This is a genomic window from Brevundimonas sp. ZS04, assembly GCF_001956865.1.
GTDB classification, from domain to species: Bacteria; Pseudomonadota; Alphaproteobacteria; order Caulobacterales; family Caulobacteraceae; genus Brevundimonas; species Brevundimonas diminuta.
Map to the genome: position 1 here is coordinate 1 of NZ_MTHE01000025.1, position 14825 is coordinate 14825.

Sequence of the window (14825 nt, forward strand, 5' to 3'; positions counted from 1 at the left end):
GCCCGAACCGGCGCCGATGCCTATGCCCGAGCCTGTGCGGCCGATGTCGACGCCGCCTGCGCCAGCCCAGCCCATCCCGGTCCAGCCCGCCCCGCGCGCCGTCGCGCCCCAACCGGCCCAGCAACCCGCTCCTGAGCCGGTCCGGCAGCCCGCGCCTGTTCCCGAACGCATTCCTGAGCGCGTCCCCACGCCGCCCGTCCAGCCTGCGCCCGCCCCGCCAACTCCGGCTCCCGTTCCGGCCGACCCGGCCTTCGACCCGATGGCCCCCCGCCGCGACGCGCCGATCTTCCAATTGCACCGGAACACGCCCCCGCCGCCCGCTGCGACGCCCGCTCCGGCTCAGGGTCAGGCGCCCGCAACGCCCGCAGTCCCGACGCCTCAGCCCGCGTCCAATGACGCCCCGTCCCAGGGCAGCGCCCGCTACTATTCCGTCCACCGCCAGGCGGGCCGCCAGCCGGACGCCACGCCCCTGCCTGCGCCCAACTATCTGGACGCCATGCCGGTCGAGCTGAACGAGACGCCGTCCTCCGACGACCTGGCCCAGCCGCCCGAGCCGCCCGCCGTGATGCGCGACGCCCAGGGCCGCCTGCGCGCCGCCCCGCTGGCCGACGACCCGATGCTGCCATGAGCGACGGCGCCGCCCCCTCCCCCTCCGTCGCTTCCCCGGCCGAGACCGGCTCGCGCCTGCCTGACCTGATCGCCCTGGCGCAGGAGGAGTCCAGCCCCAAGCGCCGCGCCCTGCTGCGTGAGCTGACCGACTGCTTCTTCGGCGCCGCCGAGCGTACGGAGACCGAGACCGCCCTCTACGGCGCCGTCCTGTCCGACCTGACCGACGCCATGGAAACGGCCGTGCGCGCCGAACTGGCCGAACGGTTCGCCCAGTCGCCGGACGCCCCGCATCAGCTGATCCGCCGCCTGGCCAATGACGAGGCCGAGACCGTCGCCGCCCCCGTCCTCACCGCCTCCCCGGTGCTGACCGAGGCCGATCTGATCGGCGTGGTGCGCTCGCGCGGTCAGGGCCATATGCGCGCCGTCAGCCGCCGCGCCGCCGTGTCCGAGGCCGTGTCCGACGCCATCGTCGAGCGCGGCGACGACGAGACCCTGGGCGTGCTTCTGGGCAACGAAGGCGCCGCCCTGTCGCGCGCCGCGACCGAAACCGCCGTCGAGCGCGCCCGCGCCAACCCGGCCCTGCACGCCGTCACGGTCGAGCGCGCCAGCCTGCCGCCCGACCTGCTGAACGACCTCTATTTCGACGTCGAGGCCCGGCTGCGTCAGCGCATCCTGGAGCAGAACGCCCGCATGGACCCGGCCCTGCTGGAAAGCGCCCTGGCCGCGGGCCGCACGCGCGTCGCCGCCGAGGACGGCGCCCTGCCCGCCGACTACGCCGAGAGCCTGGCCTATGTCGAGGAACTGCGCGCCGCCAACCAGCTGACGCCTCAGGTGCTGGCCCGCTTCCTGCGTTCGGGCGGCCAGACCGCCTTCCTGATCGCCCTGTCGCAACTGGCCGACGTCGACTTCCACACCGCCCGCCAGATCATCGAGCGCCGCGAGCTGGACGCCCTGGCCGTCATCTGCAAGGCGGCGGACCTGGATCGCGCCCTGTTCCTGACCTACGCCGTGGTGCTGCTGAACACCGACGACAACGCCATGGGCAAGGCCCGCGCCTATGCCGGGATGTACAACGAGCTGACGCGCGAGGCGGCCCTGCGGACCCTGCGCTTCTGGCGCGCCCGCAAGGCCATGCAGGCGGCCTAATCTACTCGTCGTAGCCGGTCGGGCGCGGCGCCGGGCGACGGCGCTCGCGATCGAAATCCATCCGGTCGCGCGGCAGGGCCTCGGGGCATTCGTCGCGCATGAAGGCCAGCATCTTCTCGCGCACCTCGGCCCGCAGGTCGAAGGCGACCGAGGCGTTGCGCGCGCTGGTCAGGCAGCGCACCTGGGCCGTCCGCTCGGTGACGTCCGTGACCTGCAGGGCCACCACGTCGCCGTCCCAGTGCGGCGAGGCGTGGGCGATCTGCTCCAGCTTGATCCGCAGCCGATCGATGGGGGCCTCGTAATCCACATAGAGGAAGGACACGCCGATCAGGCGCGAATCCTCGCGCGTCCAGTTCTGAAACGGCTTCTGGATGAAGTAGGTCAGCGGCAGCACCATGCGTCGCCAGTCCCACAGCTTGACCACCACATAGGTCGAGGTGATCTCCTCCACCCGGCCCCACTCGCCCTCGACGATGACGGCGTCGTCCAGGCGGATCGGCTGGGCGGTGGCGATCTGGATGCCCGCGATCAGATTGGTCAGGAAGGGCTGCAGCGCCAGACCGGCGACGATGCCGACCACCCCGGCCGAGGCCAGCAGCGACAGGCCCCACTGCTTGACGCCGGGAATGGTCAGCAGCGCCAGCCCCAGGGTGATCAGGCCGATCAGGATGGCCGCCACCCGTTGCAGGATGCGCGTCTGGGTGACGTGCTTGCGGGCGTAGAGGTTGTCCTCCGCCTCCATGTTGAACTTCTTCAGGTGGACGATGGCGCCCATGTCCACCGCGCCCGCCAGCATCCAGCCGCACACCAGGATGAAGCCGAACAGCAGGCTGCGCCGGATGAACAGCGACGGTTCGGGGTCCAGCGGCGACACGGTGACGGCCAGGGCCAGGGCGATGATCATCACCGCGATCCGCACCTTGAGCCGGGCGCGCTTCAGCATCCCCTTCCAGAACTCGTCGCGGTTGCGCACCGCCAGCTTCAGCAGGGCGAAGACCACCTGATTGGCCGCCCAGCCGATGAAGACGAAGACCACGGTGATGATTGAGATCACCGCCCATTCCGGCAGCCAGTGAAACTGACGCCAGAGCGCGAAGATGGTGTTGGTCAGGTCGGTCACGAACTGGGGCATGGGCGGAGGTTAGACGGCCCAAACAGCCACGTCATCCCGCTTCCCTCTCCCGATGGGAGAGGGCTTGAGCGCACGAGAGCGTTAGCGATCGTTCTTGCGCGAAAGGGTGAGGGTTCGCGGGTGAAGTCGGCCGAAGGCCGCAACTGGCCGGTCAAGCGACGGCTTACGCCGACTGACAGGACAAGCCCCTCACCCTTTCGCTTGGCGGATCGCCTTCGGCTCTCCGAAGCTCAAGCCCTCTCCCGCCGGGAGAGGGTTCAGGAGGCCGCCGCCTCCACCAGATCCGCCAGCCGTTGCGCCGCATCCGGGATCGCCACGGATCGCGCAGCCGCCGACATGGCCGCCAGCCCCGCCGGATCGGACAGAATGGCGGTCAGCGCCGCCGTCAGGCTCTCGACCGTCAGGTCGTCCTCGGCGATCACCTTCGCCGCGCCCGCCTCAGACAGGGCCCGCGCGTTCAGGGTCTGATGGTCGTCCATGGCGATCTTCAGCGGGATCAGCACCGACGGCAGGGCCGCCACCGCCAGCTCCGAACAGGTCGAGGCCCCGGCCCGCCCGATCACCAGATGCGCCTTCGACAGCCGATCCGCCATGTCGCGGAAGAAGGGGGCGACCTCGGCCCCGATCCCGGCGTCGAGGTAGATCTGGCGCGCGGTCTCCAGCGTCTCGGGCCGCGACTGCTGCTGCACCTTCAGACGGTTGCGGATGGCCTCAGGCAGGGCCGCCAGCGCGCGCGGCGTGGTCTCGGACAGGATGCGGGCGCCCTGGCTGCCGCCTGTCACCAGCACGTGGATCGGTCCGCCTTCGACCGGCGCGGCATAGGCCCGGTCGAACAGGGCGCGGATGTCCGGCCGCACCGGATTGCCGACCAGCTGGACGCGATCCCTCACCTTGTCCGGCGCCCGGCCCAGCGTGGGAAAGGCCGCCGCGATCACGCCCACGCTGGGCGCCAGATAGCGGTTGGTGCGGCCCAGCACGGCGTTCTGCTCATGGATGACGGTCGGGCGGCGCGTCGTCACCGCCGCCAGCAGGGCCGGCGCCGACGGATAGCCGCCGAAGCCCACCACCACGTCCGCGCCCGTGCGCTGGAACGCCGCCTTGGCCTGCCCCACGCCCTTCAGGATCGCCAGCCCGGCCTTCATCAGACCGATGGGACCGCGCCCGGTCGCCGCATCCAGCGCCAGCCGCTCTTCGGCGGGGAAGGCGTGGGCGTACTGCTCGCCGCGCCTGTCGGTGGCCAGCACCACGCGCCAGCCGCGCGCCGCCATCTCGCGGGCCAGCGCCTCGGCGGGGAACATATGGCCGCCGGTGCCCCCGGCGGCGACGACGCAGACCTTGGTCATGGATGATGCTCTCTTACGGCAGCAGGCGACGGCGCGGATTGACGTTCGACCCCAGTTCATAGGCGCCCGGACGACGCCGGGTCAGGGCCAGCGCAAACCCCATCGTCAGCCCCATGGCCATCATGGACGACCCGCCATAGCTGATGAAAGGCAGGGTCATCCCCTTGGTCGGGATCAGGTTCAGGTTCACCGCGATGTTGATGCAGGCCTGCAGCCCGATCAGCATGAACAGCCCCGCCGCCGCCGTCTGTTCGAAAGAGTCGTTCAGCTTCATCGCCTTCCTCATCCCGCGAATGACGATGAAGGCGTAAAGCCCGATCATGATCAGCGACAGCACCAGGCCGAACTCCTCGGCCCCGACGGAATAGATGAAGTCGGTGTGCAGGTCGGGGACGTGGCGCTTCATCACCCCCTCGCCGATGCCGCGCCCGACCAGGCCCCCGGCGCGGATCGCCTCGGACGCGCGGTCGATCTGGTGGGTGTCGGTCGTCTCGGGCGACAGGAAGCGGCTCAGACGGTCGCGCATGTGGCTGAACATGAAATACAGCGACACCACCCCGCCCGCGCCGACCGCCGCCAGCGCCGCCACCCACTTCAGCGGCACCCCGGCCATGAAGAAGACGGCCATGAAGGTCGTGGTGATCAGCAGGGTCTGGCCGATGTCCGGCTGGATCAGCAACAGGCCGACCGTCAGCGCCCACAGGCCAAACGCGATGCTGACGCCGGGCACGCCCTCGCCCTTCTGGGCCTCGGCGAACATCCAGGCGGCGAAGACGATCAGGCCGGGCTTGGCGAACTCGGACGGCTGCAGGCTGAACGGCCCCAGATTGATCCAGCGCGCCGCCCCCTTCACCGTGTCGCCGATGAAAGGCAGGGCCGCCATGACCACGATGGCGCAGAACAGGGCCAGCACCGCGATCCGCCGCACCCCGCGCGGCGACAGCAGCGAGGCGCTCAGCATGGCGATCAGCCCCATGGTCGAGAAGACCATCATCCGCCACGAATAGTGGAAGGGATCGCTGATCGATTCATCAGCCAGGATCGCCGCCGGGCTGGAGGCGAAGCTCAGCGCCACGCCCAGCCCCACCAGCGTCAGCGCCGCGCCCAGCAGGCCGCGATCCACCGTCCAGAACCAGCGCGCGATCAGGCTCTGGTCGTTGCGCGAAAAGGGATGGCTGTAGCTGTTGTGGGTCATGCGGCGGGCTCCGGCCGTGCGCCCAGGCTCAGGACGGCGGCGCGGAACGCCTCGCCCCGGACCTCGAAATCGGGGAACTGATCGAAGCTGGCGCAGGCGGGCGACAGCAGCACCACCTGCTCGCCCCCGGCCGCGGCCGCGTCGGCGGCGGCCAGTTCGACGGCCCGCTCCATCGTGTGCGCCACGACGTGCGGCGTGTCGGCCAGGGTGACGGCGAAGGCGTCCGCCGCCTCTCCGATCAGATAGGCCTTGGTCACGCGCGGGAAGAGGTCGTGCAAGGTTTCGATGCCGCCGTCCTTGGCCTTGCCCCCCGCAATCCAGAAGACAGCCGGGTAGGAGGCCAGCGCCTGCCGCGCGGCGTCGGCGTTGGTGGCCTTGGAATCGTTGATGAAGCGCACGGAGCCCAGCCGCCCGACGGCCTCCATCCGGTGCGACAGGCCGGGGAAGGTCAGCAGGCCCTCGACCACCGCCTCATGCGACACGCCCAGCGCCCGCGCGGTCGCATAGGCGAAGGCTGCGTTCTGGGCGTTGTGGCGGCCGGGCAAGGACCGCGCGGCGGTCAGGTCGGCCAGCACGTCGCCGCCCGCCGTCAACACGCCCGCCGCCGCCCCATACCCTTCTCCCCTTGCGGGAGAAGGTGGGCCCGAAGGGCTCGGATGAGGGGTCTCGCCAACCGAAGCCACAGCCGCGTCGCCGGACACGGGGAGCAACCCCTCATCCGTCTCGCTGCGCGATCCACCTTCTCCCACGAGGGGAGAAGGAAGACTCAGAACCGTCTCGACCCGCCGCCCCTGCGCGCGCAGATCCGCCGCAGCCTTCCGGCCCCACTCCTCGTCCACGCCGACCAGCGCCAGCGCCTCACCATCCTGCGCCTGAAAAATCCTGCGCTTGGCGGCGACATAGCCCTCCATCCCGCCGTGGCGGTCCAGATGGTCCGGCGACACATTGGTCAGGATCGCCACATCCGGCGCGAAGCCCGTCGTCAGGTCCAGCTGATAGGACGACACCTCGATCACATAGACCGCATCCGCCGTCGGCTCCGGCAGGGCCAGCACGCCGATGCCGATATTGCCGCCGATGTGGACGCTGAGGCCCGCCTGCTTCAGCACCCAGCCGATCAGGGCCGTGGTCGTCGACTTGCCGTTGGTGCCGGTGATGGCGACCACGCGCGGCCGCTCCCCTTGCGGCAAGGCGGCCAGCGCCCGCGCGAACAGCTCCACATCGCCGATGACCGGCACGCCCGCCTCATGAGCGCGCTCGACGCTCCAGTGCGGCTTGGGATGGGTCAGCGGCGCGCCCGGCGACAGCACCAGGGCGGCGAACCCGGACCAGTTGGCCCGCGTCAGATCCTCGACCAGGAAGCCTTCCGCCTCGGCCTGCATCCGACCCGAGACGCCGTCGTCCCACAGCACGGGGATGGCCCCGCCCGCCTGCAGCGCGCGCGCCGCCGTGATCCCCGACCGCCCCAGGCCGAAGACCGCAACGCGACGCCCCTCGAAGCCGGGAACGGGGATCATCGGCTCAACGCAGCTTCAGCGTGGCCAGACCGAGCAGCGCCAGCATGGCGGCGACGATCCAGAAACGGATGACGACGGTCGATTCCGGCCAGCCCATCTTCTCAAAATGGTGGTGGATCGGCGCCATCAGGAAGATGCGCTTGCCCGTCAGCTTGAAGTAGCCGACCTGGATCATCACCGAGGCCGCCTCGACCACGAACAGGCCGCCGACGATGCCCAGCACCAGCTCGTGCTTGGTCGCCACGGCCATCGAGCCCAGGGCGCCGCCCAGAGCCAGAGAGCCGGTGTCGCCCATGAAGATCTTGGCCGGCGGGGCGTTGTACCAAAGGAAGCCCATGCCCCCGCCGATGATGGCGGCGCAGAAGATGGCCAGCTCGCCCGCGCCGGGCACGTGGTGGACCTGCAGATAGTCCGCGAACAGGAAGTTGCCGACCAGGTAGGAGATGATGCCGAAGGCGCCCGCCGCCATCATCACCGGCACGATGGCCAGGCCGTCCAGGCCGTCGGTCAGGTTCACCGCGTTCGAGAAGCCGATGATGGTGAAGGCCGCAAAGGCCACATAGAACCAGCCGATGTTCAGCAGCACCGCCTTCAGGAAGGGGAAGGCGATCGAGGTCTCAAGCCCCGGCGAGGTCGGGGAATGGGTCATCCACAGCACGGTCAGGACGCCGGCGATCACGGCCACGACCGTCTGGGCCAACAACTTCTGCTTGGACGTCAGCCCGGCCGAGGTCTGCTTCGTCACCTTGGCGTAGTCGTCGATGAAGCCCAGCACCCCGAAGGCCGCCGTCACGCCCGAGACGATCCAGATATAGGGGTTGGTCAGGTCGCCCCACAGCAGCACGGCCACGCCGATGCCCGCCAGGATCATCAGCCCGCCCATGGTGGGGGTGCCGACCTTGGACAGGTGCGACACCGGGCCGTCGTCGCGGATCGGCTGGCCCCGGCCCTGCTTGGCGCGGATCCAGTTGATGAAGCGGCTGCCCATGGCCACGGCCACGATCATGGCCGTGGCCATGGCCAGGGCCACGCGCACCGTCTGATACTGGATCAGGTGGAGCAGCGGATATTCCTGCGCGATGTCCGCGTAATAGAGATAGAGCAAATAGAACATCAGGCGGACTTCCCTTGGGCCTCGGCGGCGACGCGCGCCTCTTGTTCGGCCACGCCGAGATTTGCAAGCGCGGCCGCGACCAGCGAGGCCTTCGACCCGTTCGAGCCTTTGACCATGACCACATCGCCCGGCTGGATCAGGGTCGCGGCCTCGGCGGCCAGTTCGGCGGCGGTCTCGCGCCATTCTCCGCGCAGCGCAGGCGCCAGGGCATCATGCAGCAGGCGCATCTGCGGCCCGGCCGTATGCACCAGGTCCAGACCAGCGGCGACGATGGCGGGGGCCAGACCTTCGTGCAGAGCGCGGCTGTGTTCGCCCAGCTCCAGCATGTCGGTCAGCACCACGACCCGGCGACCGCCCGGCCCCACCGGCTTGGCGCCCAGGCTGACGAAGCCCGCCTTCATCGACAGCGGATTGGCGTTGTAGCTCTCGTCGATCAGGGTGAACGTCCCGCCGGGAAAGGCGACCGTCTTCAACTGCCCGCGCCCGGCCAGCGGCTGGAACCCCGCCAACGCCTGAAGCGCCGTTTCCAGCGACACGTCCAGCGCCTGCAGCATCAGGATGACACACAGGCTGTTCAGCCCCCAGTGCACGCCCGATTGAGCGAGGCGATATTCGATGCGCCGTCCGTCCAGTTCGGCCGCGACGGTCGCGCCCTCGCTGTCCGCCACGAAGTCCAGCAGGCGCGCGTCGCAGCCCGCCGCATGGCCGAAGGTCCGCACCACGGCCCCGGCCTTCTCCGCCCCCTGACGCACGATGTCGGCATGGGCGTCGGCGGCGTTGACCACGGCGATCCCGCCCGGCGTCAGCCCCTCGAAGATGGCGGCCTTTTCGCGCGCCACACCCGCCTCGCCGTCGGCGAAGGCCTCGATGTGCACCGGCCCGACCGTGGTGACGCAGGCGGCGTGCGGGCGCACGAAGGCCGACAGCGGCCCGATCTCGCCCGGATGGTTCATGCCGATCTCGAACACGGCGCGGTCCGTGCCCTGCGGCGTCCGCGCCAGCGTCAGCGGCACGCCGATGTGGTTGTTGTAGCTCTTGATCGAGGCGTGGCTTGATCCCGCCAGATCGAGGCCCGCCTTGATCGCCTGGGTCACGCTGGTCTTGCCGACGCTGCCGGTGACGGCGCCGCGCAGGCGGGCGCGGTCGCGCGCAGCGACGCCCAGCGCCTCCAAGCCTTTCAAGGTGTCGAGAACCAGCACATAGGGCCCGCCCTCGACGGGCCGGTCGACCAGCGCCACCGTCGCGCCCGCCGCAAAGGCGGCCGCGGCGAACTCATGCCCGTCGCGCGCGCCGTGCAGGGCCAGGAACAGGTCGCCCGGCTGGATCTCGCGGCTGTTGTAAGTCAGGCCCGAGACAGTGGCGTCGGGTCCATGAAGCCGTCCTCCGGTCGCCGAGGCGATCGCTTCGGCGGTCCAGAGCGGCGTGTGTGCGTCAGGCATGATCTTTCAGGGCTTCGGTCGCTTCGGCGGCGTCGTCGAAGGGATGCACGACCCCGCCGACGATCTGTCCCTGTTCATGCCCTTTTCCGGCGATCACGACCACATCTCCTTCGCGCATCAGGGATACGGCGTGGCGGATGGCCTCGCGGCGGTCGCCGATCTCCAGCGCGTCGGGGCAGCCTGCGCGCACCTGGGCGCGGATAGCGGCGGGGTCTTCGGAACGCGGGTTGTCGTCGGTGACGATGGCCGTATCGGCCAGACGCCCGGCGATCTCGCCCATCAGGGGACGCTTGGCCCGGTCGCGGTCGCCGCCCGCGCCGAAGACCACGATCAGACGGCCGGTCGCGTGGGGACGAAGCGCGTTCAGCACCGTCTCCAGCCCGTCGGGGGTGTGGGCGTAGTCGACATAGACCTCGCCGCCGCGCGCGCCGCCGGGAATGCGTTGCAGGCGGCCCTGCGCGCCCTGGATCAGCTCCAGCGCCGGGATCACGCGGTCCGGGTCTTCGCCGCCGGCGATGCACAGGCCCGCCGCCACCAGGGCGTTCGACGCCTGAAACGCCCCCGCCAGCGGCAGCAGGACGTCATGCACCCGGCCGCGCACGTCGAGGGTCAGGCGCTGGCCTTCCGGCGTCGCCCGGCGCGCCAGCAGGGTCAGGTCGCGCCCGCGCTCGCCGACGCCCATCACGCCCAGACCCGCCATGATCGAGGCCGAGGCGAAGGCCGAATAGGCGTCGGAATCCGCGTTCAGCACCGCCGTACGCCCGCGCGGCAGCAGGGCCTCGAACAGGCGCATCTTGGCGGCGCGGTACTCGTCCATCGTGCCGTGATAGTCGAGGTGGTCCTGCGTCAGGTTGGTGAAGCCCGCCGCCTTGATCGCCACCCCGTCCAGACGCCGCTGGTCGATGCCGTGGGACGAGGCTTCCAGCGCCAGGTGCGTCACCTCCTTGCGGGCCAGTTCGGCCAGCAGGCGCGCGGCCTCGGCGGCGTCGGGGCTGGTCAGGCCGGGGCCGGTCAGGGCGTAGGTCTTGTCGCCCTTCTGGCCGACGACGCCCAGGGTGCCCATGCTGGCCGACTTCAGGCCGAGCCATGCCCAGATCTGGCGGCAGAAGTTGGCGACCGAGGTCTTGCCGTTGGTGCCCGTGATCGCGACGCAGGTGCGCGGCTGGGCGCCGTAGAAGGCGCGCGCGGCGATGGCGTAGGCCCGGTGCACGTCGCCCGACCCGACCAGAACCGGCGCCGCCCCCGCGGGCGTGTCCGACGGCGCCAGCACGGCGGCGGCCCCTTTCGCCAGGGCCTGCGGAATGAAGGCGCGGCCGTCGGCCTGCGTCCCCGGCAGGGCGACGAACAGGGCGCCGGGCACGACCTGGCGGCTGTCGGCGGTGACGGCGGTGATCTCCGGGTCCGAGGCCACGTCGCGGCGCAGCAGTTCGGAAAGGCGCAGCTGGCTCATCGGCCGTCGCCCTCCACGTCCTGGAACTCGGGGATCTTTTCGCCCAGGGCGGTGGACCAGCGGTCGGCCTTGCGCTCGACGCCCAGGAAGCCCGCGATGCGGTCGGCGATGCGGCCCACGGCGGGCGCGGCGACATAGCCGCCGGTGCGCGGATAGACGCCCGGCTCGTCCATCAGAACGAAGACGGTGTAGCGCTTGGCGTCCACCGGCCCGTCGGCGGGGAAGACCCCGGCGAAGGAGCCGACGGCCACCGCCGGATTATAGCGGCCGTTGACCAGCTTGTTGGCCGAACCCGTCTTGCCGCCCATGCGCAGACCCGGCGCGTCGGCGAACCGGCCCGAGCCGCGCGTGACGTTGCGGCGCATCAGGTCCAGCATGACGGCAGACGTCTCGGGCGAGACGACCTGATGCGTCTGGGCGTTCGGACGCCCGCCCTTGCGCAGGGTCGGCGGCACATAGCGCCCGCCGTTCACCAGCGCGCCATAGGCCGACACATACTGGATCGGCGTGACCATGATGCCGTAGCCGAACGACAGCGACGCCAGGGTGCTGTCGTCCCACTTCCTGACCTTAGGCGGGGCGGCCGATTCCTTCAGCTCGATCGGGGCGGCGTCCAGCAGGCCCAGACGGCGGAAATAGTCGCGCATCACATCGCCGCCCATCTCGACCGCCAGTCGCGAGGTGCCGATGTTGGACGAATGCAGATAGACCTCCTCCAGCGTCAGCACCTTGTTGGTGGCGTGGAAGTCGGTGATGCGTCGCTTGCCGATCTGCAGCGCCTGGGAGGCGTCGAACAGGGTGTTCATGTCGGCCCGGCCGGTGTCGATGCCGGCGGCGACGGTGAAGCTCTTGAACACCGAGCCCATCTCATAGTGGGCCGAGACGACGCGGTTCAGCGTGGCCTCTTCCGGCGCGGCGTTGCGGCGGTTGGCGTCATAGGTCGGCCACGAGGCCATGGCCAGGATCTCGCCCGTCTGCACGTCGGCGACCACGGCGACGGCGCCCTTGGCCTTGTGCTCCTCGGCGGCGATGGCCAGCTCGTTCTCGACCACGCCCTGAACCCGCAGGTCGATGGACAGGGGGAAGTCCTCGCTGGCGGCGCCCGCCGCGCGGATCTCCTGGTCGAAGGCCAGCTCGGCGCCCGCGACGCCCTGGCCGCCCGTGTCCGAACGACCGATCAGGTGCACGGCCGAGCTTCCCAGCGGATAGACGCGACGGTCTTCCGGCTCGAACGTCACTCCGCCCAGGGCCAGGGCGTGGACCGCCCGACGCTCGGACGGCGTCAGGCCGTTCAGGGCGATCAGACGGCGCTCGCCGCTCATCACCCGGTCCAGACGCGCAGCCGAAATGCGCGGCAGGGCGCGACGCAGCTGGGCCTTGGCCGCCGGAATGTCCCAGACCTCGCGCGGGTCGATGTAGAGGCCGTAGTGGGTGATGTTGGTCGCCAGCAGCTGACCGTTGCGATCCACCAGATCGGCGCGCGTCAGGGCGCCGGGATGGAAGCCCGCCCCCGCCCCGCGCGCAGGCGCCAGCAGGGCCGCGTGCGCCGCGCCCAGGGCCAGGCAGGCGAAGACGGCGCAGAAGGCCGCCATGATCAGGAAGATGCGGACGCGGGTGTCTTCTTCCGGGCGGGCGTCGGCGCGGGCGCGCTCGAACGAATGCTCCAGATTCCAGACGATCGAGGCGACCCAGCGCCCCCAGGCCGAGACCGCGCCGCCGAAGGTCGCCTGCGGGCGGCCGCGATAGCCCATGCCGTGATGGTCATGCACGCTCATTGCACGGCCCCCGCAGCAGACGCCGCAGATGCAGCGACGGGCGCGGCGGCGAGCTTTTCAGCCGGCGGGGGCGCGATCGCGGGCAGGGCCGCCTCGCCCGCCTGCTTCTTCACATCGACCGGACCCAGGCCGATCTCGCGCGACAGGGCCTCCAGCCGCGCGGGCTGCTCCAGCCGCGTGACCTCGGCGCGCAGCAGACGCACCCGCTCGCGGTTCTCGCGAATGTCGCGCTCCAGGCTGCTGATCTCGGCGCTTTCACGGGCGGCGGCCGCCTTGGCGATATAGACCGAGAAGACCAGCGCCAGGACGCAGGCCACGCCGATGATCTCGACGCAGCGCACGCCGCGCACCTTCCACTCGAACAGGCGCTTGATGGGGGCGGGCATGGCGATCATGCGGCCCTCCCCTTCATCGCGCCCCAGGCCGGGGCGTCCGTCCGCACGGCCGCGCGGATCTTGGCCGAGCGGGCGCGAGGGTTGGAGGCCAGTTCGGGCTCGCCCGCTTCGCGCGCGCCCTTGAACAACAGGTCGAAGCTGGGCTTGCGCGTCTCGACCGCGACCGGCGCATGGCGCGATCCGCCCGGCGCATTGCCGGTGCGCTCGGTCAGGAAGGCCTTGACCATGCGATCTTCCAGCGAATGGAAGGTGACGACCACCAGCCGTCCGCCCGGCGCCAACGTCGCTTCGGCCGCCTCCAACCCGCGCTCCAGCTCGCCCAACTCGTCGTTAACGGCGATGCGCAGGGCCTGAAACACCCGCGTGGCCGGATGGATGGCGGCGCCGCGACGCCCGCCCAGGGCCTTCTCAACCACCTCGGCCAGATCGAGGGTGCGAGTGAACGGCTGCTCGACCCGGCGGCGCAGGATGGCGGTAGCGACCCGGCCCGACTGGCGCTCGTCGCCGTACAGCTTGAAGATATGGGCCAGCGGCCCGTGGTCCCAGGTGTTGACGATATCGGCGGCGGTCGCGCCCTCATCGCTCATCCGCATGTCCAGCGGCCCGTCGCGCATGAAGGAGAAGCCGCGCTCGGCCTGATCCAGCTGCATGGACGAGACGCCGATGTCGAAGACGGCGCCGTCCAGCTTGGCCTTGCCGCTCTCCTCAAACGCCTCGGCCAGCGCCGAGAAGGGCGTGCGGATCAGCTGGAACTGCCCGGAAAAATCGCGCGCCACGGCGTCCGCGAACGGCTGCACCGTCGGGTCGCGATCCAGCGCCACCACATCCGCCCCGCGCTCCAGAATGGCGCGCGTATAGCCGCCCGCGCCGAAGGTGGCGTCAATGATCACATCGCCCGGCTTGGGATCGAGCGCCTCGATCACCTCGGCCAGCAGGACAGGCGCGTGCGGAGAGGTCATGCCGCCCCTCCCGTCTTCGCCGCCATCGCCTGACGCCGCATCTCGCCGAACTGCTTCAGGCCCTCGCGCGCCATGCGGCGCTGCTCGGCGCGGTGCGCGGCCCACTTGTCCTTGTTCCAGATCTGGAAACGCTCGCCGACGCCGTAGATGACGACCGTGTCGGACAGGTCGACCTCGGCGCACAGATGCTCCGGCAGGGTGATGCGCCCGCCCGAGTCATAGGCCAGCGGCTTCTGCTCGCCGAAGATCGAGGCCTCCAGCGCCGAGCGGTAGGGATCGCCGAACGGCAGGCTTTCGATCACCGCGCGATATTCGGCGAACAGCTTGTCGCCGCCCGCTTCCAGGCAATCGGCTTCGATGGAGGGAAAGCAGAAGACGCCGTGCTCGGCGCCGTTCTCGGCCGTGCGGAATTCCTGAGGGATCAGGAGACGGCGCTTGCCGTCCAGCTGCTTCTCGTAGGTCGAGAGAAACACGCCCTGCCCTATCGAACCCTGCGGCCCGTCCCTGAAATCCGTTGAAGAAAGCCCACGCGTCGGGCTTTCAGCCCCTACTCATGAGCCATTGGGATAGCATGGGACAGAATGGGCCTCAATGGGATTAGTTGACGCCCTTTAACCTAATTTGCGGTTCGATCAGCGTCGTGGAGACTGTAAAATCAGAACATACACAGAACAAAATGAGTATTCACAGCCTGTGGACGGGTTCTAACGCCTTGATTTCAACGGAATGGTTAATGAGCATCCCTCTCCCG

The 14825-nt window shown here is 70.1% G+C and carries 12 protein-coding genes and 1 pseudogene; 2 read left to right on the plus strand and 11 right to left on the minus strand.

Features of this window, described 5'->3' with window-relative positions:
* Together BJP32_RS16135 and BJP32_RS16140 are read left to right on the plus strand one after the other, a co-directional pair.
* Window positions 1-628 (plus strand): annotated as a pseudogene (locus BJP32_RS16135) (hypothetical protein); the annotation flags it as partial.
* On the plus strand, window positions 625-1755 hold the full coding sequence (locus BJP32_RS16140) for a DUF2336 domain-containing protein (RefSeq protein WP_076224828.1): 1131 nt from the start codon (window positions 625-627) through the stop codon (window positions 1753-1755). The pseudogene BJP32_RS16135 and the gene BJP32_RS16140, both read left to right, overlap by 4 nt.
* A gap of 1 nt (window position 1756) precedes the next feature.
* On the opposite strand, the gene BJP32_RS16145 is transcribed toward BJP32_RS16140, so the two are convergent.
* From BJP32_RS16145 to BJP32_RS16195, 11 genes are all read right to left on the minus strand, one after another.
* Entirely contained in the window at window positions 1757-2887 is a 1131-nt protein-coding gene (locus BJP32_RS16145) for a mechanosensitive ion channel family protein (protein ID WP_076224830.1), read from the minus strand.
* 257 nt (window positions 2888-3144) lie between these two features.
* A complete protein-coding gene (gene murG, locus BJP32_RS16150; protein ID WP_046653162.1) occupies window positions 3145-4230 on the minus strand; it encodes an undecaprenyldiphospho-muramoylpentapeptide beta-N-acetylglucosaminyltransferase in 1086 nt (361 codons plus the stop codon).
* A 13-nt stretch (window positions 4231-4243) separates the two neighbouring features.
* A complete protein-coding gene (ftsW, locus tag BJP32_RS16155) occupies window positions 4244-5425 on the minus strand; it encodes a putative lipid II flippase FtsW (RefSeq protein ID WP_046653161.1) in 1182 nt (393 codons plus the stop codon).
* Window positions 5422-6942, minus strand: coding sequence for a UDP-N-acetylmuramoyl-L-alanine--D-glutamate ligase (gene murD / locus BJP32_RS16160; RefSeq protein ID WP_046653160.1), 1521 nt, complete (start codon window positions 6940-6942; stop codon window positions 5422-5424). Before murD ends, ftsW begins: the two co-directional genes overlap by 4 nt.
* A gap of 4 nt (window positions 6943-6946) precedes the next feature.
* Window positions 6947-8056: a phospho-N-acetylmuramoyl-pentapeptide-transferase gene (gene mraY / locus BJP32_RS16165; protein ID WP_003165834.1), complete on the minus strand. Its 1110-nt coding sequence runs from the start codon at window positions 8054-8056 to the stop codon at window positions 6947-6949.
* The gene (gene murF / locus BJP32_RS16170) at window positions 8056-9495 is read right to left on the minus strand and encodes a UDP-N-acetylmuramoyl-tripeptide--D-alanyl-D-alanine ligase (protein WP_046653159.1); all 1440 of its coding nucleotides are present in this window, start codon (window positions 9493-9495) and stop codon (window positions 8056-8058) included. Before murF ends, mraY begins: the two co-directional genes overlap by 1 nt.
* Window positions 9488-10945 carry a UDP-N-acetylmuramoyl-L-alanyl-D-glutamate--2,6-diaminopimelate ligase gene (locus BJP32_RS16175; RefSeq protein ID WP_076224832.1) on the minus strand — a complete coding sequence of 486 codons (1458 nt, stop codon included), beginning with the start codon at window positions 10943-10945 and terminating at the stop codon, window positions 9488-9490. The genes murF and BJP32_RS16175 overlap by 8 nt, the downstream gene beginning before the upstream one ends.
* Entirely contained in the window at window positions 10942-12720 is a 1779-nt protein-coding gene (locus tag BJP32_RS16180) for a penicillin-binding protein 2 (RefSeq protein WP_003165839.1), read from the minus strand. Before BJP32_RS16180 ends, BJP32_RS16175 begins: the two co-directional genes overlap by 4 nt.
* Window positions 12717-13115, minus strand: a complete 399-nt coding sequence (locus tag BJP32_RS16185) for a hypothetical protein (protein WP_003165840.1) — start codon at window positions 13113-13115, stop codon at window positions 12717-12719. Before BJP32_RS16185 ends, BJP32_RS16180 begins: the two co-directional genes overlap by 4 nt.
* On the minus strand, window positions 13112-14074 hold the full coding sequence (rsmH, locus tag BJP32_RS16190) for a 16S rRNA (cytosine(1402)-N(4))-methyltransferase RsmH (RefSeq protein WP_046653156.1): 963 nt from the start codon (window positions 14072-14074) through the stop codon (window positions 13112-13114). Before rsmH ends, BJP32_RS16185 begins: the two co-directional genes overlap by 4 nt.
* On the minus strand, window positions 14071-14547 hold the full coding sequence (locus BJP32_RS16195) for a division/cell wall cluster transcriptional repressor MraZ (protein ID WP_046653154.1): 477 nt from the start codon (window positions 14545-14547) through the stop codon (window positions 14071-14073). Before BJP32_RS16195 ends, rsmH begins: the two co-directional genes overlap by 4 nt.
* Window positions 14548-14825: the final 278 nt, after the last annotated feature.

What these genes read in the sequence shown, in the direction of transcription:
- murF (WP_046653159.1), bottom strand. Translation starts at nt 9,495, where the DNA reads ATGCCTGACGCACACACGCCGCTCTGGACCGCCGAAGCGATCGCCTCG.
- BJP32_RS16185 (WP_003165840.1), bottom strand. Translation starts at nt 13,115, where the DNA reads ATGATCGCCATGCCCGCCCCCATCAAGCGCCTGTTCGAGTGGAAGGTG.
- mraY (WP_003165834.1), bottom strand. Translation starts at nt 8,056, where the DNA reads ATGTTCTATTTGCTCTATCTCTATTACGCGGACATCGCGCAGGAATAT.
- murG (WP_046653162.1), bottom strand. Translation starts at nt 4,230, where the DNA reads ATGACCAAGGTCTGCGTCGTCGCCGCCGGGGGCACCGGCGGCCATATG.
- rsmH (WP_046653156.1), bottom strand. Translation starts at nt 14,074, where the DNA reads ATGACCTCTCCGCACGCGCCTGTCCTGCTGGCCGAGGTGATCGAGGCG.
- BJP32_RS16180 (WP_003165839.1), bottom strand. Translation starts at nt 12,720, where the DNA reads ATGAGCGTGCATGACCATCACGGCATGGGCTATCGCGGCCGCCCGCAG.
- murD (WP_046653160.1), bottom strand. Translation starts at nt 6,942, where the DNA reads ATGATCCCCGTTCCCGGCTTCGAGGGGCGTCGCGTTGCGGTCTTCGGC.
- BJP32_RS16140 (WP_076224828.1), top strand. Translation starts at nt 625, where the DNA reads ATGAGCGACGGCGCCGCCCCCTCCCCCTCCGTCGCTTCCCCGGCCGAG.
- ftsW (WP_046653161.1), bottom strand. Translation starts at nt 5,425, where the DNA reads ATGACCCACAACAGCTACAGCCATCCCTTTTCGCGCAACGACCAGAGC.
- BJP32_RS16175 (WP_076224832.1), bottom strand. Translation starts at nt 10,945, where the DNA reads ATGAGCCAGCTGCGCCTTTCCGAACTGCTGCGCCGCGACGTGGCCTCG.
- BJP32_RS16145 (WP_076224830.1), bottom strand. Translation starts at nt 2,887, where the DNA reads ATGCCCCAGTTCGTGACCGACCTGACCAACACCATCTTCGCGCTCTGG.